Origin of the sequence: Streptomyces hyderabadensis, assembly GCF_020404845.1 — a bacterium.
Classification (GTDB): domain Bacteria; phylum Actinomycetota; class Actinomycetes; order Streptomycetales; family Streptomycetaceae; genus Streptomyces; species Streptomyces hyderabadensis.
Map to the genome: position 1 here is coordinate 200,407 of NZ_JAIOJZ010000003.1, position 21,385 is coordinate 221,791.

Genomic DNA, 21,385 nt, shown 5'->3' on the forward strand with positions numbered 1-21,385 from the left:
GGCGGGGGACGGGGACCGCGCGGGCGGCTCCCCGGGTCCGCAGGCCCTAGGCTGGTCGGGTGACGACGCCGCAAGCTGAGCCCGAGCAGGGGGGTGCGCCGCGTCCCGAGGAACGGCTGGAACAGGCCGTACGGGCCGCCGAGCAGGCACTCATCGAGTACGAGATCGCCCTGGAGACCTTCCGCGTGGAGGTCGAGAACTTCTCGCGGCTGCACGAGCAGCGGCTCGGCCCGGTGTACGCCCGGCTGGAGGAGCTGGAGGCGCAGATCCTGGAGGCCAAGGCGGCCCGCACCGGCGACGCCGACGACCTGCGCCGGGCCGACGAGGCGCGGGCCCGCCTGATGCCGATCCCCGGGGTCGAGGAGCTGCTGAACGGCTGGATGGACGGGGACGGGCTGTTCCCGGAGGCCACGGCGATGCTCACGGACCAGGCGGTACGGCCCCCGCAGCGGGTCCGGCCCAGCGAGGAGGCCCGCAGGCTCTACCGCGAGCTGGCCCGCAAGGCCCACCCCGACCTGGCGCAGGAGGAGGCCGAGCGGGTCCGGCGCGAGGAGTTCATCACCCGCGTCAACGCCGCCTACGCCCGCGGCGACGCGGCGGAGCTGCGCGAGCTGGCCGAGGAGTGGGCCGCCGGGCCGGTGCCCGAGCGGCGCCCGAGCCGCGGCGAGGAGCTGTACGCCCGCCTCGAATGGCTCGACCGGCGCAAGGAACTGCTCACCCTGCTCGCCAAGGAGCTGGAGGAGAGCGCGATCGGCGCCATGCTCCGGCTCGCCCCGGACGACCCCGACCGGCTGCTCGAGGAGATCGCCGAGCAGCTGGCGACCCAGGTCCGCGAGCGCGAGGCGGAGCTGGCGGGGGTGCTCGGCCAGGACTGAGCCGCCGGGTGGCGGCTCGGGTAGCGTCTGGGGCATGAGTTTCGGAGCTGGTGTGCCCACGGTCGGGATCGAGGACCTCGCGGACGGCGACTTCCTGCTGGACGTCCGCGAGGACGACGAGTGGCGGGCGGGCCATGCCGCCGGGGCGCTGCACATTCCGCTGAGCGAGTTCGTGGCCCGGTACGGTGAGCTGGCCGAGGCCGCGCCGCAGGACGGCCGGGTGCACGTGCTCTGCCGCGTCGGGGGCCGCTCGGCGCAGGTCACCATGTACCTGGTCCAGCAGGGCGTGGACGCGGTGAACGTCGACGGGGGCATGCAGGAATGGGCCGCGGCCGGGCGTCCGGTGGTGGACGACAACGGCGAGCCGGGGCACGTTCTCTAGGCTGTCCCCGCCTTGATGTGGCGACGGCCACGGTGCGGCCGGTCCGCCGGGGGCTGTGCGGGCGGCGGGTCCTGAGTACCGTTCCCGTTCGAACGTCGCCGAGCGGCCGCACGGGTGGCGCGTGGGTGCCCCGGGGCGGGGCGGGCGGATGGACGGATCGGGACCGAACGGGGCGGAATGGACGCGTACGACAAGGGCTCGGGCGCCCGGCATGGGCATGATGACCCGGGCGAGCCGGCCCGACCGGACGACGAAGCCGATTCGGCGGAGACCGCCGCCGTTCCGCCGGCAGCCGGTGCCCCGTCGGCAGCCCGTGCTCCGGAGGAAGCCGCCGCTTCGGCGGAGGCCGGTGTCCCGGAGGTAGCTGGTGTTCTGGAGGAAGCCGGTGCTCCGGAGGAAGCCGATGCCCCGCAGGAGGCCGGTGTCCCGGGGGCAGCTGGTGCTTCGGCGGAGGCCGGTGTTCCGGGGGCAGCCGGTGCTTCGGAGGAGGCCGGTGTCCCGGAGGGGGCCGGGGCCGCGCGGGCTGTGCCTGGCCCCGGGCAGCCCCCCGCCCCCCGTACCGGGGTCGCCGCGCTCTCCCCGCGTTATCAGGTCGGTGCCGTGGTCGCGCTCGCGGTGGTCGCGGTCGCCGTGTGCGCCCACATAGGTCTGGTGTTCCTGCACGTGGCCCCGTCCAACACCCTCACCAAGCAGCACGGTGACGTGGTGGACGAGTGGGTCTTCCCGGAGTTCGAGCAGAACTGGAAGCTCTTCGCGCCCAACCCGCTCCAGCAGAACGTCTCCGTCCAGGTCCGCGCGGAGGTCAGCACGGCCGGGGGCGAGATACGGACGACCGGCTGGTACGACCTGTCCGCCGAGGACGGCCGGGCCATCGACGGCAATCCGCTGCCGAGCCACACCCAGCAGAACGAACTGCGCCGGGCCTGGGACTTCTTCGTCGCCAGCCACGACTCCGACGACCGCCCGGTGGGCCTGCGGGGCACCCTCTCCGAGACGTATCTGCGGCGCATCGCGCTCCTGCGGCTTGACCGCGACGGCGCCGCCGGACCCGGCGGTGTCGTCGAGCGCGTGCAGTACCGTTCCCGGACCACGAACGTGGAGCCGCCCCCCTGGAGCGGTGAGAAGGTCTCCGACCGCCCGATCGTCCGCGAGCTGCCCTGGTGGTCGGTGTCCGCGGAGAACCGGGGCGCGAGCGCCGGACAGGCCGAGCGGGAAGGGGGCGCCGCGTGAACGCCGCCGTCCTCTGCGTCTCCCGCGGCATCGCCCGCGTCACGGGCGCCGCGCTCGGCCCGTACCAGACGGCCGTGATCCGCATCGGCTTCAGCGCCACCTGGCTGCTCTTCCTGCTGCGCGAACTGCCGCACCGGGGCGAGCTGTACGGGCCGGACAGCCCCTGGAGCCACGACCTCGCCGAGCAACTGATCGCGGACAACGGCTCCTTCACGGCGCTGATGTGGTCGGACGGGCGGGCCTGGTTCGAGATCGTCTACGCGCTGGCCGTCCTGAGCAGCGTGCTGCTCCTGCTCGGCTGGCGCACCCGGACCATGTCCGTGCTGTTCATGGTCGGGGTGCTCTCGCTGCAGAACCGCAGCGTCTTCATGGGGGACGGCGGCGACAACGTCATCCACCTGATGAGCATCTACCTGGTCCTGACCCGGTGCGGCCAGGTGTGGTCGCTGGACGCGCGCCGGGCCCGGCGCGCGGCGGCGGCACGCGCGCGGGGCGAGCGCGTCGCGGACCGGGTCGGGCCCGTGCTGTGGTGCGCCTCCGGGTTCCTGCTGCTCACGGTGACGCTGGCGGGCGGTCTCGACGGCGACTGGTTCGTCCCGGCGCTGCTGTGGGCGGTGTGGCTCGCGCTGGGTGTGTGGTGGGCCGTGGGGAGGAGCGCGGAGGGCAGCCAGCCGCGGATCCTGCTGGACGTGGTCACCAACGTCGTGCACAACGGCGCACTGGTCGTGATCATGGCCGAGGCGTGTCTGATCTACGCGACGGCCGGCTGGTACAAGATCCAGGGCTCGCGCTGGCAGGACGGCACGGCCGTCTACTACCCGCTGCACCTGGACTACTTCTCGCCGTGGCCCGCGCTCTCCGACGCGCTGGCCGCCAACGGCACGATGGTCATGCTCATCACGTACGGCACGGTCGCCGTGCAGGTCGCCTTCCCGTTCACGCTGTTCAACCGGCGGGTCAAGAACGTGCTGCTCGCCGCGATGATGATCGAGCACGCGGTGATCGCCGTGACGCTCGGACTGCCGTTCTTCTCGCTGGCGATGATCGCCGCCGACGCGGTCTTCCTGCCCACCTCGTTCCTGCGCCGGCTGGGCGGCTGGGCGGCCCGCGCGCGAGGCCGGCTGTCCGGCCGCGGACCCGCCGGGAACCCCGCGGACGGGCGCGCGACGGTGCCGGGTCCCAGGACCCGTGCGGGTACGGCCGGGGGAACGGCCGGAACGGCCGCAGCGGGCACGGCGGACGGGAAGGACCCCGAGCACACCCGCGTAGGCTTCCGGGCATGACCTCCTCCGGCCCAGGCTCCGTCCCCGGCCCGCCGGCCGCCTGGCACCGGCACGCCGGCCGGTGCGTGCTGCTGGACGGCTTCCACGCCCTCAAACACGCCCTCCGCTTCGGCGCCGAGGTGCCGGTGGCGGTCACCAGCGACCGCGCGGGCGCCCTGGCCCTCGCCGACGAGCTGGCGCCGGACGTGCGCGAGGCGCTGGCCGGGCTGCTGACCGAGGTGCCGCACGCGACGTACGCGTCGCTGGTCGCGCGGCCGCACCCCACCGCGGTGGCCGCCCTGGCCGTACGGCCCTCCCGGGCGGCGGGGCTTGAGGCGCTGGCGCACACGCCCCGCAGCGCCCCCGTCGTGGTCCTCGACCAGCCGCGCAACCTCGGCAACGCGGGGGCGGTGATCCGGCTGGCCGCCGGTTTCGGGGCGACCGGCGTGGTCACCACCGGCACGCTCGACCCCTGGCACCCCACCGTGGTGCGCGGCGGGGCGGGGCTGCACTTCGCGACCGTCGTGGAGCGGCTGGAGGTCGCCGCTCTGCCGCCGGGGCCGGTGTTCGCGCTGGACCCGGAGGGCGAGGACATCCGGGGGCTGAAGCTGCCGGACGAGGCGCTGCTCGCGTTCGGCTCCGAGCGCAGCGGGCTCTCTCCCGAACTGCGCGCGCGGGCCGACCATCTGGTGGCGCTGCCGATGCGCCCCCAGGTCTCCAGCTACAACCTCGCGACCAGTGTGGCCATGACGCTGTACCACTGGAGCGCCGGCGGGGGCGCACCGCAGGGGTTCTGACGGGCTCCGGTGGGGGTGCGGTCCGGCTCAGGCCGGGCGGCGGACCTCCACCACGCGGAAGCGGTTCGCGACGAACGCGCCGTCGCACAGGGCTGCGTTGGCCGCCGGGTTGCCGCCGGAGCCGTGGAAGTCGGAGAAGGCGGCCGTCTGGTTGACGTACACCCCGCCGGTGAGGTTCAGGGAGAGCTGGGCCGCCTCCTCCAGGCAGACCTCCTGGACGGCCTCCTCGACCTCCGGGTCGGTCGTGTAGGCGCCCACCGTCATCGCGCCCTTCTCGCGGACGCTGCGCCGCAGCAGCTCCACGGCGTGGCCGGCGGAGTCGACGGCGACGGCGAAGGAGACCGGGCCGAAGCACTCGCTGGTGTAGGCGGCCTCGTCCTCGGGCTTGGCGCCGTCCAGCTTGACGATCACCGGGGTGCGCACCACCGCGTCCGGGAAGTCCGGGTTGGTCACCTCGCGGGAGGCGAGCGCGACCTCGCCGAGACCGGCGGCGGCCTCCAGGCGGGCCTTGACGTCCGGGTTGACGATGGCGCCGAGCAGGGCGTTGGCGCGGGCGTCGTCGCCGAGGAGGCCGTCGACGGCGCGGGCCAGGTCGGCGGTGACCTCGTCGTAGGACTTGGCGCCCTGGTCGGTGCGGATGCCGTCGCGGGGGATCAGCAGGTTCTGCGGGGTGGTGCACATCTGGCCGCTGTAGAGCGAGAGCGAGAACGCCAGGTTGGCGAGCATGCCCCGATAGTCGTCGGTCGACTCCACGATCACCGTGTTGACGCCGGCCTTCTCCGTGTACACCTGGGCCTGCCGGGCGTTGGCCTCCAGCCAGTCGCCGAAGGCGGTGGAGCCGGTGTAGTCGATGATCCGGATCTCCGGCCGGGTGGCCAGGGTCTTGGCGATGCCCTCGCCGGGGCGCTCGGCGGCCAGCGCGACCAGGTTCGGGTCGAAGCCCGCCGCGGTGAGGACCTCGCGGGCGACCTGGACGGTGAGCGCGAGCGGCAGCACCGCGCGCGGGTGGGGCTTGACCAGGACCGCGTTGCCGGTGGCGAGGGAGGCGAACAGGCCCGGGTAGCCGTTCCACGTCGGGAAGGTGTTGCAGCCGATGACCAGGCCGATGCCGCGCGGGACCGGGGTGAACCCCTTGGTGAGCGCGAGCGGGTCGCGCTTGCCCTGCGGCTTGGTCCACTCCGCCGTCTCCGGGGTGCGGGACTGCTCCACGTACGCGTAGGCCACGGCCTCCATGCCGCGGTCCTGGGCGTGCGGGCCGCCCGCCTGGAAGGCCATCATGAAGGCCTGCCCCGAGGTGTGCATGACCGCCTGGGCGAACTCCATGGTCCGGTCGGCGATCCGCTTCAGGATCTCCAGGCAGACCATCGCGCGCAGCTCCGCGCCCGCGTCCCGCCAGGCCTTCTGGCCGGCCTTCATGGCGGGCAGCAGCACGTCGAGGTCCGCGTGCGGGTACTCCACGCCCAGCTCGATCCCGTACGGGGAGACCTCGCCGCCCACCCAGCCGTCGGTGCCGGGCTGGCCGAGGTCGAGGCGGGTGCCGGACAGGGCGTCGAAGGCGGCCTTGCCCGCGGCCGCGTCCAGGCTGCCGTTCTCCCCGTAGGCCTTGGGGTGCTCGGGGTGGGGGGACCAGTACGCGCGCGTGCGGATCGTCTCCAGCGCCAGGTCCAGGGTCGGCCGGTGCTGGGCGATCAGCTGGTGTGCGGTGAGTTCGGCGGCCATGCGGGACCAACTCCTCGTCTCTCACGGACTCGCCGTCGACTCTCCGTCGAGTCCGTGGACCTGGGGGAAACCTGGGCAGGAACAGGCGGACACGGCTAGAGTAACCGAACGATCGGTCGGGACAAGGGGGACCGCCGCATCTGTGGAAAACCCCGTGCGGGAGGATCGCGCACATGACAGCACTCGACCTCAGCAGCCCCGTGGCCGTCGTCGGCACCGGCACCATGGGCCAGGGCATCGCCCAGGTGGCGCTGGTCGCGGGCCATCCCGTGCGGCTGTACGACGCCGTCCCGGGCCGGGCCGGGGAAGTGGCCGGCGCGATCGGGGCCCGGCTCGACCGGCTCGTCGAGAAGGGCCGCCTCACCGGCGCCGAACGGGACGCCGCCCGGGCCCGGCTCACGCCCGCCGAGACCCTCGACGGGCTCGCCGGCTGCATGCTCGTCGTGGAGGCCGTCGTGGAGCGTCTCGACGTCAAGCAGGAGCTGTTCCGCGCGCTGGAGGACGTCGTCGGCGACGACTGCCTGCTCGCCACCAACACCTCCTCCCTGTCCGTCACCGCCGTCGGGGGCGCGCTGCGTGTGCCCGGCCGCTTCGTCGGCCTGCACTTCTTCAATCCGGCGCCGCTGCTCCCGCTGGTGGAGGTGGTCTCCGGGTTCGCCACCGACCCCGCGTCGGCCACGCGCGCGCACGAGACCGCCCGTGCCTGGGGCAAGACCCCGGTGGCCTGCGCCGACACCCCCGGTTTCGTCGTCAACCGCGTCGCCCGGCCCTTCTACGCCGAGGCTCTCGCCGTCCACGAGGCCCGGGGCGCGGACCCGGCCACCGTCGACGCCGTGCTGCGCGAGTCGGGCGGTTTCCGGATGGGCGCCTTCGAGCTGACCGACCTGATCGGCCAGGACGTCAACGAGTCCGTCACGCGGTCCGTGTGGCAGTCGTTCTTCCAGGACGTGCGCTTCACCCCGTCCCTGGCCCAGCGCCGCCTGGTCGAGTCCGGCCGGCTAGGCCGCAAGAGCGGACAGGGCTGGTACGACTACCGCGACGGCGCCGAGCGTCCCGAGCCGCACACCGCCGAACCGGCCGACCCGCCCGCGTACGTCGTCGTCGAGGGGCACCTGGGACCGGCGGCCGAACTGGCCGGGCTGATCCGGGAGGCGGGCGTCGAGGTGCGTTCGCAGGACGGGTACGGCGCGGGACGGCTCGTCCTGCCCGACGGCGGCACGCTCTGCCTCACCGACGGTGAGCTGCCCGTGTCGAGGGACCTCGTCCACTTCGACCTCGCCCTCGACTACCGCGCGGCCGGCCGGATCGCCCTGTCCGCGTCCCGAGGCGTCCGGCCGGGCCTCCTGTCCCAGGCCACCGGGCTGTTCCAGGCGCTCGGCAAGAAGGTCAGCGTCGTCGGCGACGTCCCCGGCGTGATCGTGGCCCGGACCGTCGCCCGGATCATCGACCTGGCGTTCGATGCCGTGGCCAAGGGCGTGGCCACCCCGGAGGACGTCGACACGGCGATGCGGCTCGGTGTGAACTACCCCCTCGGCCCCTTCGAGTGGAGCCGTCGGCTCGGTGACACCTGGGCCCGCGACCTGCTGTCCCACGTCCACGCGTGGGAACCGTCCGGGCGCTGCGCGCCGTCCCTCGCGCTCCACCGCCACGCCGCCGCCGCCGAGGCCCGGGAGGACACCGACTCATGACCACCGCCAAGCGCGACACGTACACGCCCGAGACGCTGCTGTCCGTCGCCGTGCAGGTCTTCATCGAGCGCGGCTACGACGGCACCTCCATGGAGCACCTGTCCAAGGCGGCGGGGATCTCCAAATCGTCGATATACCACCACGTCACGGGCAAGGAGGAGCTGCTGCGCCGGGCCGTGAGCCGGGCCCTGGACGAGCTGTTCGGGATCCTCGACGAGGAGCACGCGCGCGTGGGCACCGCCGCCGAGCGGCTGGAGTACGTCGTGCGGCGCATGGTCGAGGTGCTCATGGCCGAGCTGCCCTACGTGACGCTGCTGCTGCGGGTGCGCGGCAACACCGGCACCGAGCGGTGGGCGCTGGAGCGGCGGCGCGAGTTCGACCACCGGGTCGCCGCCCTGCTGAAGGACGCGGCGGCCGAGGGGGACGTGCGCGCCGACGTGGAGGTGCGGCTCGCCACCCGCCTCGTCTTCGGCATGATCAACTCGATCGTCGAGTGGTACCGGCCCGAGGGGCCCGACGGCCGGGGCGGCGCGGGCGGCACCGGCGAGCGCGAGGTGGTCGACGCGGTGGTCCGGCTGGTGTTCGGGGGGCTGCGCAAGGCGTCCTGAGCGGCAGGGGGCCGGTCCGGGCGGCAGGGGGCCGGCCCGGGGCGCAGGCGGCCGGTCCGGGCGGTACCGGGCCCGGCCCCGCAGGTCAGCTCTGCGGTTCCAGGTCCTCGGTCTCGAAGACCAGCAGGGTGCGGGTGCTGAGCACTTCCGGGATGGCCTGGAGGCGGCTGAGCACCAGCTCGCGCAGCGCCCGGTTGTCCGGGGTGTGCACCAGCAGCAGGACGTCGAAGTCGCCGCCCACCAGGGCGATGTGCGAGGCCCCGGGCAGCTGGCGCAGCTGGGCGCGGACCGTCCGCCAGGAGTTCTGGACGATCTTCAGGGTGATGTAGGCCGAGGTGCCGTGCCCGGCCCGCTCGTGGTCGACGCGGGCGCCGAAACCGCGGATGACACCGTCCTCGACGAGCCGGTTGATGCGCGCGTAGGCGTTCGCGCGCGAGACGTGCACCCGCTCCGCGACCGACCGTATCGAGGCCCGGCCGTCCGCCTGGAGCATGCGCAGGATGTCCTGGTCGATGGCGTCCAGCGGGCGCGGGGGCGGCGGGGCGCCGGCCTCGTCCGTGCCGCCGCCCTCCCCGGGGCGATCGGCCATTTGTTCAGCTGCCACGTGCCCCCGCCTTCCCCTGATGGACGTACTGCGTCCATCTCAGGCTGTGGAGAACCGTTTGTCCACAGCCTGGGGCCGCATGTAGCCAAAATGTGCCGACGACCGAACAATCGGTAGGTGAGGCCCGTCACACCCGTGGCGAGCCCGAAGCCGCTCCCACGAGGAGGAGGTGCCGTCATGACGGTCATGGAGCAGCGGGGCGCGTACCGGCCCACACCGCCGCCCGCCTGGCAGCCCCGAACCGACCCCGCGCCGCTGCTGCCCGACACCGAGCCCCACCGGGTCCTCGGCACCAAGGCCGCGGACCGCGCCGACACCGAGCTGCTGCGCACGCTGTACGCCCGGCTGGTGCGCGGCCGGCGGTACAACGCGCAGGCCACGGCGCTGACCAAGCAGGGCCGGCTGGCCGTCTACCCCTCCAGCACCGGCCAGGAGGCGTGCGAGATCGCCGCCGCGCTGGTCCTGGAGGAGCGCGACTGGCTCTTCCCCAGCTACCGCGACACCCTCGCGGTCGTCTCGCGCGGCGTCGACCCCGTCGAGGCCCTCACCCTGCTGCGCGGCGACTGGCACACCGGCTACGACCCCTACGAGCACCGGGTCGCCCCGCTGTCGACGCCGCTGGCCACCCAGCTGCCGCACGCCGTGGGCCTCGCCCACGCCGCCCGCCTCAAGGGCGACGACGTTGTCGCGCTGGCCATGGTCGGCGACGGCGGCACCAGCGAGGGCGACTTCCACGAGGCGCTGAACTTCGCCGCCGTCTGGCGCGCCCCGGTCGTCTTCCTCGTGCAGAACAACGGCTTCGCGATCTCCGTCCCGCTCGACAAGCAGACCGCCGCCCCGTCGCTGGCCCACAAGGCCGTCGGCTACGGGATGCCCGGCCGCCTGGTCGACGGCAACGACGCCGCCGCGGTGCACGAGGTGCTGTCCGAGGCAGTGCGGCACGCGCGCGCGGGCGGCGGCCCCACGCTGGTGGAGGCGGTGACGTACCGCGTCGAGGCGCACACCAACGCCGACGACGCCACGCGCTACCGGGGCGACGCCGAGGTGGAGACCTGGCGCCGGCACGACCCGGTCGAGCTGCTGGAGCGGGAGCTGACCGAGCGCGGCCTGCTCGACGAGGACGGCATCCGTGCCGCCCGCGAGGACGCCGAGGCCATGGCCGCCGACCTGCGCGCCCGCATGAACCAGGACCCGGCGCTGGACCCGCTGGACCTGTTCGCCCACGTCTACGCGGAGCCCACACCGCAACTGCGCGAGCAGCGGGACCAGCTCCGCGCGGAGCTGGCGGCCGAGGCCGAGGCGGATGCCGCGTCCGCACCACAGGGGGGACACCGATGACCACCGTCGCCGCCAAGCCGGCCACCATGGCGCAGGCCCTCACGCGCGCGCTGCGCGACGCCATGGCCGCCGACCCGGGCGTGCACGTCCTCGGCGAGGACGTGGGCACCCTCGGCGGTGTCTTCCGGGTCACCGACGGGCTTGCCGCGGAGTTCGGCGAGGATCGCTGCACGGACACCCCGCTCGCCGAGGCCGGCATCCTCGGCACCGCCGTCGGCATGGCGATGTACGGGCTGCGCCCGGTCGTCGAGATGCAGTTCGACGCCTTCGCCTACCCGGCGTTCGAGCAGGTCGTCAGCCACGTCACCAAGATGCGCAACCGCACCCGCGGAAAGATGCCCCTCCCGCTGACCATCCGGATCCCCTACGGCGGCGGCATCGGCGGCGTCGAGCACCACAGCGACTCGTCCGAGGCGTACTACATGGCGACTCCGGGGCTCCATGTCGTCACGCCCGCGACGGTCGCCGACGCCTACGGGCTGCTGCGCGCGTCCATCGCCTCCGACGACCCGGTGGTCTTCCTCGAACCGAAACGGCTGTACTGGTCGAAGGACACGTGGAACCCGGAGGAACCGGCGTCCGTTGAACCGGTGGGCCGCGCGGTGGTGCGGCGTTCCGGCCGGAGCGCCACACTCATCACGTACGGACCGTCGCTGGCCGTCTGCATGGAGGCGGCCGAGGCGGCCCGGGCCGAGGGCTGGGACCTCGAAGTCGTCGATCTGCGCTCCCTGGTGCCGTTCGACGACGAGACGGTGTGCGCTTCGGTGCGGCGGACGGGACGCGCGGTCGTCGTCCACGAGTCGGGTTCCTTCGGGGGCCCGGGCGGGGAGATCGCGGCCCGGGTCACGGAGCGCTGCTTCCACCACCTGGAGGCGCCGGTGCTGCGTGTGGCCGGGTTCGACATCCCGTATCCTCCGCCGATGCTGGAGCGTCACCACCTGCCTGGTGTGGACCGGATCCTGGACGTCGTGGGGCGCCTGCAGTGGGAGGCCGAGAGCTGATGGCACACGCTTCTGACGGGGGCGCCCTGGAGTTCAGGCTGCCCGACCTCGGTGAGGGGCTCACCGAGGCCGAGATCGTGCGCTGGCTGGTCGAGGTCGGCGACGTGGTCGCCGTGGACCAGCCGGTCGTCGAGGTCGAGACGGCCAAGGCGATGGTCGAGGTGCCCTGTCCCTACGCCGGTGTGGTCACCGCCCGCTTCGGCGAGGAGGGCACGGAGCTGCCCGTCGGGGCGCCGCTGGTGACCGTGGCGGTGGGCGAGGGCGCGGGCGACGCGGCACCGGTCGCCGAGGCACCCGCCGGGGAGCGGAAGACGGAGGGCTCCGGCAACGTCCTGGTCGGCTACGGCACCTCCGAGCCGCCCGCGCGGCGGCGCCGGGTGCGGCCCGACCGTCCGGTGGCCACCGGCGTCTCCGGGCGGGCGAACGGCCGGGTCCCCGGCGCCGCGCCGGCCGACGGTCCGGTCCGGGCCGCGGAGCCGCCGGTGCACAGCCCGGTCCGGGCCGCGGAGCCGGTGGACGGACCGGTTCCCGTCATCTCCCCGCTGGTGCGCAGGCTGGCCCGGCAGAACGACCTGGACCTGCGCGAGCTGACCGGCTCGGGGCCGGACGGGCTGATCCTGCGGGCGGACGTGGAGTACGCGCTGCGTGCCGCCGCCGCGCACGGCGGCCGTGCGGCGGACCAGGGGGCCGTGACGAGCCGGGTGCCTGACACCGCACCCGCCGCCTCCGCCCCGGCCTCTTCCGCGACGCCCTCTTCCGCGACGTCCTCCTCCGCTTCCTCCGCCGTTTCGCGCTCCGACGGCGTCCGCGTGCCCCTCAAGGGCGTGCGCGGCGCCGTCGCCGACAAGCTCTCCCGCAGTCGGCGCGAGATCCCGGACGCGACCTGCTGGGTGGACGCCGACGCGACCGAGCTGATGCGGGCGCGCACCGCGATGAACGCCTCCGGCGGGCCCAGGATCTCCCTGGTCGCCCTGCTGGCCCGGATCTGCACGGCCGCCCTGGCCCGTTTCCCGGAGCTGAACTCGACGGTGGACACGGAGGCCCGGGAGATCGTCCGGCTCGAACAGGTCCACCTCGGCTTCGCCGCGCAGACGGACCGGGGGCTGGTCGTGCCGGTCGTCCGGGACGCGCACGCGCGGGACGCCGAGGGGCTCACCGCGGAGTTCGCCCGGCTGACCGAGGCGGCCCGCGCGGGGCAGCTGACACCGGGCGACCTGACCGGCGGCACCTTCACGCTGAACAACTACGGCGTGTTCGGCGTCGACGGCTCCACGCCGATCATCAACCACCCGGAGGCGGCCATGCTCGGCGTCGGCCGCATCGTCCCCAAGCCCTGGGTGCACGAGGGCGAGCTGGCGGTGCGCCAGGTGGTGCAGCTCTCGCTCACCTTCGACCACCGGGTGTGCGACGGCGGCACGGCGGGCGGCTTCCTGCGGTACGTGGCGGACTGCGTGGAACAGCCGGCGGTGCTGCTGCGGACCCTGTGACCGGGGCGCTGACGCCCGCAAGGTGACGGTGTGTCCGCACACCCTTCGATCGCGCGGGCTCCCGCGCGTTCCCTGTGATCGCCCAGGGCCCCATACTCGGGGGGTGACCGCGTACGAGCCCCCCGGCGACCCAGGCGCCGGCACCGAACCCGCGCCGGGCCCCGGGCCGACGGGACCCGGCGGCGCCGGGTACGACGCCGTCGTGCTCGCGGGCGGGGCCGCCCGGCGGCTCGGGGGCGTGGACAAGCCCGGTCTGCGGGTGGGCGGACGCGCGCTCCTCGACCGGGTGCTCGCCGCCTGCGCCGGAGCCGCGACCACCGTCGTCGTCGCCGAGCCCCGGCCCACGGCCCGCCCGGTGACCTGGGCGCGCGAGGACCCGCCCGGCGGTGGACCGCTCGCCGCCCTCGCCGCCGGACTGCGGCACACCGCAGCGGAGCACGTCGTGGTGGTCTCCGCCGACCTGCCGTTCCTCGCCGGGCCGACCGTCGGGCGGCTGCTGTCGGCCCTCGCCGCGAGCGACGCCGACGGGGCGCTGCTCACCGACGCCGACGGCCGCGACCAGCCCCTCGTCGCCGCCTACCGGGCGCCCGCGCTGCGCCGCGAGCTGGCCGCGCTCGCCCGCGACCGGGCAGCGCCGGACGGGCGGCCGGACCTCGCCGGGCTGCCGCTGCGCCGCCTGACCGGCGCTCTGCGCCTCACTCGCGTCCCGGACGCCGTCGCCTCCTTCGACTGCGACACCTGGGACGACCTCGCCACCGCAAGGGCACGCATCAGGGAGCATGGTCACGTGTTGGATGAATGGATTTCCGCAGCGAAGGACGAGTTGGGCATCGACCTGGACGTCGACACCAAGGTCCTGCTCGATCTCGCGCGTGACGCCGCCCACGGGGTGGCCAGGCCGGCCGCCCCGCTGACCACCTTCCTCGTCGGCTACGCGGCCGGACGGGCCCAGGGAGGCCCCGAGGCCGTCGCCGAGGCCGCCCGCAAGGCCGCGGACCTCGCCCTGCGCTGGGCCGAGGAGGCCGCCGACGCCGGGGCCGCCGACGCCGGGGCCGCCCCCGGGAGGGGCAAGCCCGACGTGGCTCCCGACGCCACCCCCGACACCCGCCCGGACGCGTGATGACCACCCCCGGCACGCGGGCCGACGCGGAGGCCGAGGACCTCGACGTCGAGGAGGCGCTCGCCCTCGTGAAGGAGAACCCCGGCCCCGCCCGTTCCGGTTCCGGCCATCCCGGTTCCGCCCACTCCGCCTCCTCCCGCGCCCGCGGCGGAGACGGCTCGCCCGCGCCGCACCACCCGGCGGACTCCCACCACCGCGCGACCCCCTGGCCCGAGGCCCGGACGACCGCCGAGCGCGCCGCCCGCGCCGCGGCCCGTGCCGCCCGCCGCACCCCGGTCGCGGTGCCCCTCGACGCGGCCCTGGGACTCACCCTGGCCGCGCCCCTGGCCGCCCTCACCGACCTGCCCTCCTTCGACAGTTCCGCGATGGACGGCTGGGCCCTCGCCGGTCCGGGCCCCTGGACGGTGCGCGACGAGGGCGTCCTGGCCGGACACGCGGAACCCGCGCCCCTCGGCGACGGCGAGGCCGTCCGCATCGCCACCGGCGCGCGGATCCCCCCGGAGGCCACCGCCGTGCTGCGCACCGAGCACGGCCGCACCGACGAACGCGGGCGCCTGCATCCCACCCGCGAGGTCGTCCACGGCCAGGACATCCGCCCGCGCGGTCAGGAGTGCCGCAGCGGCGACCAGTTGCTGCCCGTCGGCACCCTCGCGACCCCGGCGGTCCTCGGCCTCGCCGCCGCCGCCGGGTACGACACGCTCACCGCGGTCCCCCGCCCCCGCGTCGACGTCCTCGTCCTCGGCGACGAACTGCTCACCGAGGGCCTCCCGCACGACGGCCTCATCCGGGACGCGCTCGGCCCGATGCTGCCGCCCTGGCTGCGCGCGCTGGGCGCCGAGGTCCGCGCCGTACGCCGGATCGGCGACGACGCCAAGGCGCTGCACCGCGCCGTCACGACCTCCGACGCCGACCTGATCGTCACGACCGGCGGCACCGCCGCGGGCCCCGTCGACCACGTCCACCCGACCCTGCGCCGCATCGGCGCCGAACTCCTCGTGGACGGCGTCAAGGCACGCCCCGGCCACCCCATGCTGCTGGCCCGCCTCAAGGACGACCAGCACCTCGTCGGGCTGCCCGGCAACCCCCTCGCCGCCGTCTCCGGCCTGCTCACCCTCGCCGAGCCGCTGCTGCGCACCCTCGCCGCCCGCCCGGCGCCCGAGCCGTACACGCTGCCGCTGCGGGACGCGGTGCACGGGCACCCGTACGACACCCGGCTCGTGCCGGTCGTGCTGCGCGAGGAGGGGGCCGTGCCGCTGCACTACAACGGCCCGGCGATGCTGCGCGGCATCGCCGCCGCCGATGCGCTGGCCGTCGTGCCTCCGGGCGGTGCGCGGCCGGGACAGGAGGCAGAGCTGCTGGACCTGCCCTGGGCGACCGGCGGAATCGGGGTGTGTTTCACGTGAAACTTCCGGGCCAGGACGCGATCGCGCGGCAGGCGGACGAGCACTTCGTGACCCACAAGGTGAAACTCCCCAGGAAACTGGTGGAGCACCCGTTCCGCCAGGTCGCCAAGCGGTTGTCCATCGCCCTGGTGGTCCTCGTGGTGACGGCCGTCATCGTGTACGCGGACCACGACGGCTACACCGACAACTCCGACGGCTCCGTCGACCTCCTCGACTCCTTCTACTACGCCACCGTCACCCTCTCCACCACCGGATACGGCGACATCACGCCCGTCAGCGACGCCGCCCGGCTGACCAACATCTTCGTCATCACGCCGCTGCGCGTGCTCTTCCTGATCATCCTGGTCGGCACCACGCTGGAAGCCCTCACCGAGCGCACTCGGGAGGAGTGGCGCCTGAACCGCTGGAGGTCCGCCTTGCGCGATCACACCGTCGTCGTCGGCTTCGGAACCAAGGGGCGGTCGGCGATCCAGACCGTCTGCGCGACCGGGCTGCGCAAGGACCAGGTGGTGGTGGTCGACCCCAGCGGAAAGGCCATCGAGGCCGCGACGGCCCACGGTTACGCGGGCGTGGTCGGCGACGCCACCCGCAGCGACGTGCTCAACCGGGCCGAGGCCTACCGGGCGAAGCAGATCATCATCGCCACCCAGCGCGACGACACGGCCGTGCTGGTCACCCTGACCGCCCGGCAGCTCAACCGCGGGGCGAAGATCGTGGTCGCGGTCCGCGAGGAGGAGAACGCGCCGCTGCTGAAGCAGTCCGGCGCCGACGCCGTGATCACCAGCGCCAGCGCCGCCGGCCGGTTGCTCGGGCTCTCCGTGCTCAGCCCCGCCGCCGGCATGGTCATGGAGGACCTGATCAGTCAGGGCAGCGGACTCGACCTCATCGAACGGCCCGTCATAAAGTCCGAGGTGGGCAAGAACCCACGAGAGATGGACGACCTGGTGGTGAGCGTGCTGCGCGGGCACCGGGTCCTGGGCTACGACGACCCGGCCGTCGGCGGGCTGGAGCTGACCGACCGCCTGATCACGATCGTACGGGCGACGCCGGCCACCCATGTGACCCCCGACGCCCGCCCGCTCCCCCGCGACTGAGCCCGCCACGGCCGAGTCCCCCGCGACTGAGCCGCTTTTCCCGCCCTGCTACTTGCGGTTGTAGAGCCGCATCGTGACCGGGCCGAACACCAGCAGGAACAGGCCCGCCCAGCCCAGCGTCCAGGCGATCTCGACGCCCGGCCAGTCGCCCGCCATCAGTCCGCGCACCGCGGACGCCACGTGGGTGATCGGGCTGTTGTTGACGAAGGCCTGCAGCCAGCCCGGCATGGTCTTCGGGTCGACGAAGACGTTGGACAGGAAGGTGAGCGGGAAGATCACCATCATGCTGACGCTCATCACCGACTTCTCGGTACGCAGCATCAGCCCGAACATCGTCCAGATCCACGAGAAGGCGAACGAGAAGAGCAGCAGCAGCGCGATCCCGGCGACCACACCGACGAACCCGCCGTCGGGCCGGTAGCCGAGCAGCAGGCCGACGGCGAGCATGACGACCGACGCGATCGTGTAGCGCAGCGCGTCGCCCAGGAGATAGCCGACCATCGCCGAGGGCCGCCAGATCGGCAGCGAGCGGATGCGGTCGAAGACGCCCTTCTCGATGTCGATGTTCACCGAGACCCCGGTGTACATCGTGATCATCACGACCGACATCACGAGGATGCCCGGCAGCACGAACTGGATGTAGTCACCGGGCGAACCCGCCAGCGCACCGCCGAAGAGGTACGTGAACATCAGCAGGTTCATGATCGGGAAGGCGGTGACGTCGAAGAGCTGCTCCGGCACGTGCTTGATCTTGAGGATCGCGCGCCAGCCGAAGGTCAGGGACGTGGACCAGGCGCTGGGCCGCGGCGGCCGCTCCCGGGTGACCAGCAGGGCCGCCAGTGACTCGGTGCTGACCGGGGAGAGATCCTTGTTCTCCGTGCTCGTGGCCGTGCTCATGCCGCCACCTCGCCCTTCGTGTCGGTGCCGGAGTCGCCGTCGGTGCTCTGGCCGGTGTCGTGCCCGGTCAGCGCCAGGAAGACCTCGTCGAGGCTGGGCTGTCCCAGGGAGAAGCTGTCGACGGTGATGCCGGCCCGGGCCAGCTCACCGAGCGCCTTGGCGGCCTGGTCGGCCGCGGTGTCACTGGCCGCCGCCCCGAGGCGCGCGGTCAGCGCCACCGGGTCGGGCTCCCGCTGCACCTCGGCCACCAGCAGGTTCCGCAGGACCCGCTCGGCCTCGGGCCGCTCCTCGGCGTCCCGCAGCCGCAGATGGACCGAGCCGGCGCCGACGGAGGCCTTCAGCTCGCCCTTGGTGCCCTCGGCGATTACCCGCCCCTTGTCGATGACGGCGATCCGGGACGCGAGCTGGTCGGCCTCGTCCAGGTACTGCGTGGTCAGCAGCACCGTCGTGCCCTGGGCGACGACCGCGCGCACGATGTCCCACACCTGGTTGCGGCTGCGCGGGTCGAGGCCGGTGGTGGGCTCGTCGAGGAAGAGCAGGTCGGGGGTGTTGAGGATGGAGGCGGCGATGTCGATGCGCCGCCGCATGCCGCCCGAGTAGTGCTTGACCTGCTTGCCCGCGGCGTCCGTCAGCCCGAAGGCCGCCAGCAGCTGGTCGCCGCGCTCCCGCGCGGCCGCCTTGCCGTGCCCGAGGAGCCGGCCCAGCAGCACCAGGTTCTCGGTGCCGGTGAGGTCCTCGTCCACGGACGCGTACTGCCCGGTCAGGCTCACCCGGCCGCGCACCTCGTCCGCCTCGTGCACCACGTCGTGACCGAAGACACGGGCGTGGCCGTCGTCCGGCCGCAGGAGGGTTGCGAGCATCTTCACCGTGGTGGTCTTGCCGGCGCCGTTCGGGCCGAGAACGCCGTAGACCGTGCCGGCGGGCACCGCGAGGTCCACCCCGTCCACGGCCCGGGTCTCACCGAACGTCTTCACCAGCCCCGAGGTCTCGATGGCGAGTCCGGAGGTGTGCGTGCTCATGCTGGGGGTCCTTCCGCGTCTTGGCCTACGCGTTCTTGGGCTACGCATGGGAAGACCTTTACCGTCGCGCAAACTCATCGCCGACGCACGGGGATTTTCCAGCGGGCGAGGACCGGGGGCCACAGGAGTAGCGTCGCCCCCATGCATGCGATCACGATTCCCGAACCCGGAGGCCCCGAGGCGCTGGTCTGGACCGAGGTCCCCGACCCGCAGCCCGGCGAGGGCGAGGTCCTGGTCGAGGTGGCGGCCAGCGCCGTCAACCGCGCCGACATCATGCAGCGCCAGGGCTTCTACGACCCCCCGCCCGGGGCCTCCCCCTACCCGGGCCTGGAGTGCTCCGGACGTGTGGCCGCCCTCGGCTCCGGCGTCTCCGGCTGGGCCGTCGGCGACGAGGTGTGCGCGCTGCTCGCGGGCGGCGGCTACGCCGAGAAGGTCGTCGTCCCGGCCGGACAGCTGCTGCCGGTGCCGCAGGGTGTCGGCCTGACGTCGGCGGCGGCACTGCCCGAGGTGGTGTGCACCGTCTGGTCGAACGTCTTCATGGTCGCCCATCTGCGCCCCGGCGAGACGCTGCTGGTGCACGGCGGCTCCAGCGGCATCGGCACCATGGCGATCCAGCTCGCCAAGGCAGTCGGCGCGAAGGTCGCGGTGACGGCGGGCAGCAAGGAGAAGCTGGAGCGCTGCGCCGAGCTGGGCGCGGACGTCCTGATCAACTACCGGGAGCAGGACTTCGTCGCCGAGGTGAAGGACGCCACGGGCGGAGCGGGCGCGGACGTCATCCTCGACAACATGGGCGCGAAGTACCTGGACCGCAACGTCCAGGCCCTCGCCGTGAACGGCCGGCTCGCGATCATCGGCATGCAGGGCGGCCGCAAGGGCGAGCTGAACATCGGCACGCTCCTCGCCAAGCGCGCCGCCGTCAGCGCCACCTCGCTGCGGGCCCGGCCCCTGGAGGAGAAGGCGGCCATCGTGGCGGCCGTGCGGGAGCACGTCTGGCCGCTGTTCACCGGGGGACACGTCCGTCCGGTCGTCGACCGCGAGATGCCGATGAGCGAGGCCGCCGAGGGCCACCGGGTGGTGGAGGAGAGCGGGCACATCGGCAAGGTGCTGCTGGTCGCCCCGTAGCCGGCGCACGGTCGGCGCGGGCCCGGGCGCGGGCGCGGGGGCGGTTGGGTGTTACCCCCGGCGCAGGCGCAGCCCCACGAGGCCCAGGGCCAGGCCGAGGCCGATGAGCACCAGCCCGCTGCCCAGCGGGAGGACCCGCAGTACGGGCTCGGCGGCCGCCCGGGTGGGCGTGCCGCTCTGCGCCGGGGACCGGGACGGGGCGGGGGCCGAGGGCACCCCGGCGGCCTCGGTGGCCCCGGGCGGCAGGACGGTGCCCGGGTCCTCGGAGAAGACGCCGTCCCCGTCGCCGTCGTCCCGGTACCGGCCGCCGTTCCCGTTCCCGTCCCTGCCGTCCCGCTCCGCGTCACGTTCCTCGGCGCGGCCGGGCCGCTGCCTGCCCTCGCCCGGGACGGTCCCGTCCCGGGAGGACCCGGGGTCGGCCGTGGTGCCGGACACCGACGGCGAAGCGGGGGAGGGCGAGGCGGAGGCCCCGGGCGACCGGCGCCCCGCGCCGTCGGAGGGGCCGGAGTTCTCGGCGTCCTCGGCGTCTTCGGACGGCCGGGAGGCGGGTCCGGTGTCCGGTCGCTCCGTGCGGTCCCGGCCTTCGGGGCGCCGGGGACGTTCGTGCCCGCCCCGCCCGTCGGGCGTGCCGGAGCCGTCCGGCACGGCGTCCGCCCCCGGCCCGGAGGGCCCCGGCGGCGACACCGCCGAGACGGCGCCGGGCGCGCCCTTCCCCGCGTGCGGTGCCGCGGGTGCCGCGCCGGGTGCCGGCTGGATCGTGAAGGACGCCGTCTTCCCTGCGAGAGCCGCCGCAGGCGTCGTGACGGGCGTGCTCGCCGCCGTGAACCGTGCCGTCGGTGACACGGCGCCGTGGGCCGGGGCCGCCCCGTACGGTGTGATCACCGCGCCGGCCGCCAGGGCACCCGCCAGCCCCGTCGCCCGCAGGGTGCGCAGCCATGGAGTCACGTTCGTGACCCCCTCCCGGTGGTGAGCGGTCGTGGAAATCGACGGAACAAGCCTCACACCGGTCGTCGACCCCGGCATTCCGGGCGCCGCCGAACGCGTCGCGGCGGTTTGCCCGGGGCACCACCCGGCCGGGGTCCCCGGGTGCGCGACAATGGCGGCATGGAGATGCCGAGGAACGACAGGTCGCCGGAGAACCCCCAGATCCTGGTCGTCGGCCAGGACGGAATGGCGCTCAGCGGCGGCGGGGACGACGACTCCCGCGAGATTCCGGTGACCGAGCAGGTGGAGCAGCCCGCCAAGGTCATGCGGATCGGCAGCATGATCAAGCAGCTGCTCGAAGAGGTGCGGGTCGCGCCGCTGGACGAGGCGAGCCGGGTCCGGCTCAAGGAGATCCACGCCAGCTCGGTCAAGGAGCTGGAGGACGGTCTGGCCCCGGAGCTGGTGGAGGAGCTGGAGCGGCTCTCGCTGCCCTTCACGGACGACGGCACCCCGACCGACGCCGAACTGCGGATCGCGCAGGCGCAGCTGGTCGGCTGGCTGGAGGGCCTCTTCCACGGCATCCAGACCACGCTGTTCGCCCAGCAGATGGCCGCGCGGGCCCAGCTGGAGCAGATGCGCCGCGCGCTTCCGCCGGGCACCGTCCCGGAGGGCGAGGAGCCCCCGCACCCGGGCGGCCGTTCCGGCGGCCCCTACCTGTAGCCCCGTAGGCACGCACGGCGTCCACCGACATGACGAAGGGCCCGGCAGCACACGCTGCCGGGCCCTTCGGCGACAGTCGGCGGTGTCAGCCGCCG

General features: G+C 74.2%; 20 protein-coding genes. 15 read left to right on the forward strand and 5 right to left on the reverse strand.

Features of this window, described 5'->3' with window-relative positions; genetic code table 11:
• Positions 1-59: 59 nt before the first annotated feature.
• The 5 genes from K7854_RS04495 to K7854_RS04515 all read left to right on the forward strand — a co-directional run bounded on the left by K7854_RS04495 (position 60) and on the right by K7854_RS04515 (position 4,546).
• Positions 60-875 (forward strand): hypothetical protein, encoded by an 816-nt coding sequence (locus K7854_RS04495; RefSeq protein WP_226025025.1) that lies wholly within the window; start codon positions 60-62, stop codon positions 873-875.
• 52 nt (positions 876-927) lie between these two features.
• A complete protein-coding gene (locus tag K7854_RS04500; RefSeq protein WP_226025085.1) occupies positions 928-1,257 on the forward strand; it encodes a rhodanese-like domain-containing protein in 330 nt (109 codons plus the stop codon).
• Between the two features lie 177 nt (positions 1,258-1,434).
• The gene (locus K7854_RS04505; protein ID WP_226025026.1) at positions 1,435-2,487 is read left to right on the forward strand and encodes a DUF5819 family protein; all 1,053 of its coding nucleotides are present in this window, start codon (positions 1,435-1,437) and stop codon (positions 2,485-2,487) included.
• On the forward strand, positions 2,484-3,770 hold the full coding sequence (locus K7854_RS04510) for an HTTM domain-containing protein (protein ID WP_226025027.1): 1,287 nt from the start codon (positions 2,484-2,486) through the stop codon (positions 3,768-3,770). Before K7854_RS04505 ends, K7854_RS04510 begins: the two co-directional genes overlap by 4 nt.
• Positions 3,767-4,546 carry a TrmH family RNA methyltransferase gene (locus K7854_RS04515; RefSeq protein ID WP_226025028.1) on the forward strand — a complete coding sequence of 260 codons (780 nt, stop codon included), beginning with the start codon at positions 3,767-3,769 and terminating at the stop codon, positions 4,544-4,546. Before K7854_RS04510 ends, K7854_RS04515 begins: the two co-directional genes overlap by 4 nt.
• 27 nt (positions 4,547-4,573) lie before the next feature.
• Here the strand turns inward: K7854_RS04515 and paaN are convergent, their stop codons facing one another.
• Positions 4,574-6,265, reverse strand: a complete 1,692-nt coding sequence (gene paaN, locus K7854_RS04520; RefSeq protein WP_226025029.1) for a phenylacetic acid degradation protein PaaN — start codon at positions 6,263-6,265, stop codon at positions 4,574-4,576.
• Positions 6,266-6,438: 173 nt separating this feature from the next.
• Between paaN and K7854_RS04525 the strand changes: the two genes are divergently transcribed.
• Both K7854_RS04525 and K7854_RS04530 read left to right on the forward strand, forming a co-directional pair.
• On the forward strand, positions 6,439-7,953 hold the full coding sequence (locus tag K7854_RS04525) for a 3-hydroxyacyl-CoA dehydrogenase (protein ID WP_226025030.1): 1,515 nt from the start codon (positions 6,439-6,441) through the stop codon (positions 7,951-7,953).
• Entirely contained in the window at positions 7,950-8,561 is a 612-nt protein-coding gene (locus K7854_RS04530) for a TetR/AcrR family transcriptional regulator (RefSeq protein ID WP_226025031.1), read from the forward strand. The genes K7854_RS04525 and K7854_RS04530 overlap by 4 nt, the downstream gene beginning before the upstream one ends.
• Before the next feature lie 85 nt (positions 8,562-8,646).
• Here K7854_RS04530 and K7854_RS04535 read toward each other — a convergent pair whose 3' ends face one another.
• A complete protein-coding gene (locus tag K7854_RS04535) occupies positions 8,647-9,150 on the reverse strand; it encodes an Lrp/AsnC family transcriptional regulator (protein ID WP_121701438.1) in 504 nt (167 codons plus the stop codon).
• A gap of 192 nt (positions 9,151-9,342) precedes the next feature.
• On the opposite strand from K7854_RS04535, the gene pdhA reads away from it, so the two are divergent.
• The 6 genes from pdhA (at position 9,343) to K7854_RS04565 (ending at position 16,608) form a co-directional block, all read left to right on the forward strand.
• Positions 9,343-10,503, forward strand: coding sequence for a pyruvate dehydrogenase (acetyl-transferring) E1 component subunit alpha (gene pdhA, locus K7854_RS04540; RefSeq protein WP_226025032.1), 1,161 nt, complete (start codon positions 9,343-9,345; stop codon positions 10,501-10,503).
• Positions 10,500-11,504 (forward strand): alpha-ketoacid dehydrogenase subunit beta, encoded by a 1,005-nt coding sequence (locus tag K7854_RS04545; RefSeq protein WP_226025033.1) that lies wholly within the window; start codon positions 10,500-10,502, stop codon positions 11,502-11,504. The genes pdhA and K7854_RS04545 overlap by 4 nt, the downstream gene beginning before the upstream one ends.
• Entirely contained in the window at positions 11,504-12,991 is a 1,488-nt protein-coding gene (locus tag K7854_RS04550) for a dihydrolipoamide acetyltransferase family protein (RefSeq protein ID WP_226025034.1), read from the forward strand. The genes K7854_RS04545 and K7854_RS04550 overlap by 1 nt, the downstream gene beginning before the upstream one ends.
• Before the next feature lie 103 nt (positions 12,992-13,094).
• Complete coding sequence (locus K7854_RS04555; RefSeq protein ID WP_226025035.1) at positions 13,095-14,111, forward strand: NTP transferase domain-containing protein; 1,017 nt, start codon at positions 13,095-13,097, stop codon at positions 14,109-14,111.
• On the forward strand, positions 14,111-15,514 hold the full coding sequence (locus K7854_RS04560) for a molybdopterin molybdotransferase MoeA (RefSeq protein WP_226025036.1): 1,404 nt from the start codon (positions 14,111-14,113) through the stop codon (positions 15,512-15,514). Before K7854_RS04555 ends, K7854_RS04560 begins: the two co-directional genes overlap by 1 nt.
• A complete protein-coding gene (locus K7854_RS04565) occupies positions 15,511-16,608 on the forward strand; it encodes a potassium channel family protein (RefSeq protein WP_226025037.1) in 1,098 nt (365 codons plus the stop codon). The genes K7854_RS04560 and K7854_RS04565 overlap by 4 nt, the downstream gene beginning before the upstream one ends.
• Positions 16,609-16,656: 48 nt before the next feature.
• Here the strand turns inward: K7854_RS04565 and K7854_RS04570 are convergent, their stop codons facing one another.
• Positions 16,657-17,505 (reverse strand): ABC transporter permease, encoded by an 849-nt coding sequence (locus K7854_RS04570; RefSeq protein ID WP_226025038.1) that lies wholly within the window; start codon positions 17,503-17,505, stop codon positions 16,657-16,659.
• Entirely contained in the window at positions 17,502-18,524 is a 1,023-nt protein-coding gene (locus K7854_RS04575; RefSeq protein WP_226025039.1) for an ATP-binding cassette domain-containing protein, read from the reverse strand. Before K7854_RS04575 ends, K7854_RS04570 begins: the two co-directional genes overlap by 4 nt.
• 141 nt (positions 18,525-18,665) lie before the next feature.
• On the opposite strand from K7854_RS04575, the gene K7854_RS04580 reads away from it, so the two are divergent.
• Positions 18,666-19,646: an NAD(P)H-quinone oxidoreductase gene (locus K7854_RS04580; protein ID WP_226025040.1), complete on the forward strand. Its 981-nt coding sequence runs from the start codon at positions 18,666-18,668 to the stop codon at positions 19,644-19,646.
• Positions 19,647-19,697: 51 nt separating this feature from the next.
• On the opposite strand, the gene K7854_RS04585 is transcribed toward K7854_RS04580, so the two are convergent.
• Complete coding sequence (locus K7854_RS04585) at positions 19,698-20,591, reverse strand: hypothetical protein (RefSeq protein ID WP_226025041.1); 894 nt, start codon at positions 20,589-20,591, stop codon at positions 19,698-19,700.
• Between the two features lie 159 nt (positions 20,592-20,750).
• Here K7854_RS04585 and K7854_RS04590 point away from each other — a divergent pair, with 159 nt between their 5' ends.
• A complete protein-coding gene (locus K7854_RS04590; protein WP_087808334.1) occupies positions 20,751-21,290 on the forward strand; it encodes a bacterial proteasome activator family protein in 540 nt (179 codons plus the stop codon).
• Positions 21,291-21,385 lie beyond the last annotated feature (95 nt).

Coding starts and splice junctions, on each gene's coding strand:
- paaN (WP_226025029.1), bottom strand. CDS start 6,265: ATGGCCGCCGAACTCACCGCACACCAGCTGATCGCCCAGCACCGGCCG.
- K7854_RS04570 (WP_226025038.1), bottom strand. CDS start 17,505: ATGAGCACGGCCACGAGCACGGAGAACAAGGATCTCTCCCCGGTCAGC.
- K7854_RS04560 (WP_226025036.1), top strand. CDS start 14,111: ATGACCACCCCCGGCACGCGGGCCGACGCGGAGGCCGAGGACCTCGAC.
- K7854_RS04575 (WP_226025039.1), bottom strand. CDS start 18,524: ATGAGCACGCACACCTCCGGACTCGCCATCGAGACCTCGGGGCTGGTG.
- K7854_RS04505 (WP_226025026.1), top strand. CDS start 1,435: ATGGACGCGTACGACAAGGGCTCGGGCGCCCGGCATGGGCATGATGAC.
- K7854_RS04525 (WP_226025030.1), top strand. CDS start 6,439: ATGACAGCACTCGACCTCAGCAGCCCCGTGGCCGTCGTCGGCACCGGC.
- K7854_RS04515 (WP_226025028.1), top strand. CDS start 3,767: ATGACCTCCTCCGGCCCAGGCTCCGTCCCCGGCCCGCCGGCCGCCTGG.
- K7854_RS04530 (WP_226025031.1), top strand. CDS start 7,950: ATGACCACCGCCAAGCGCGACACGTACACGCCCGAGACGCTGCTGTCC.
- K7854_RS04590 (WP_087808334.1), top strand. CDS start 20,751: ATGGAGATGCCGAGGAACGACAGGTCGCCGGAGAACCCCCAGATCCTG.
- K7854_RS04580 (WP_226025040.1), top strand. CDS start 18,666: ATGCATGCGATCACGATTCCCGAACCCGGAGGCCCCGAGGCGCTGGTC.
- K7854_RS04545 (WP_226025033.1), top strand. CDS start 10,500: ATGACCACCGTCGCCGCCAAGCCGGCCACCATGGCGCAGGCCCTCACG.
- pdhA (WP_226025032.1), top strand. CDS start 9,343: ATGACGGTCATGGAGCAGCGGGGCGCGTACCGGCCCACACCGCCGCCC.
- K7854_RS04550 (WP_226025034.1), top strand. CDS start 11,504: ATGGCACACGCTTCTGACGGGGGCGCCCTGGAGTTCAGGCTGCCCGAC.
- K7854_RS04535 (WP_121701438.1), bottom strand. CDS start 9,150: ATGGCCGATCGCCCCGGGGAGGGCGGCGGCACGGACGAGGCCGGCGCC.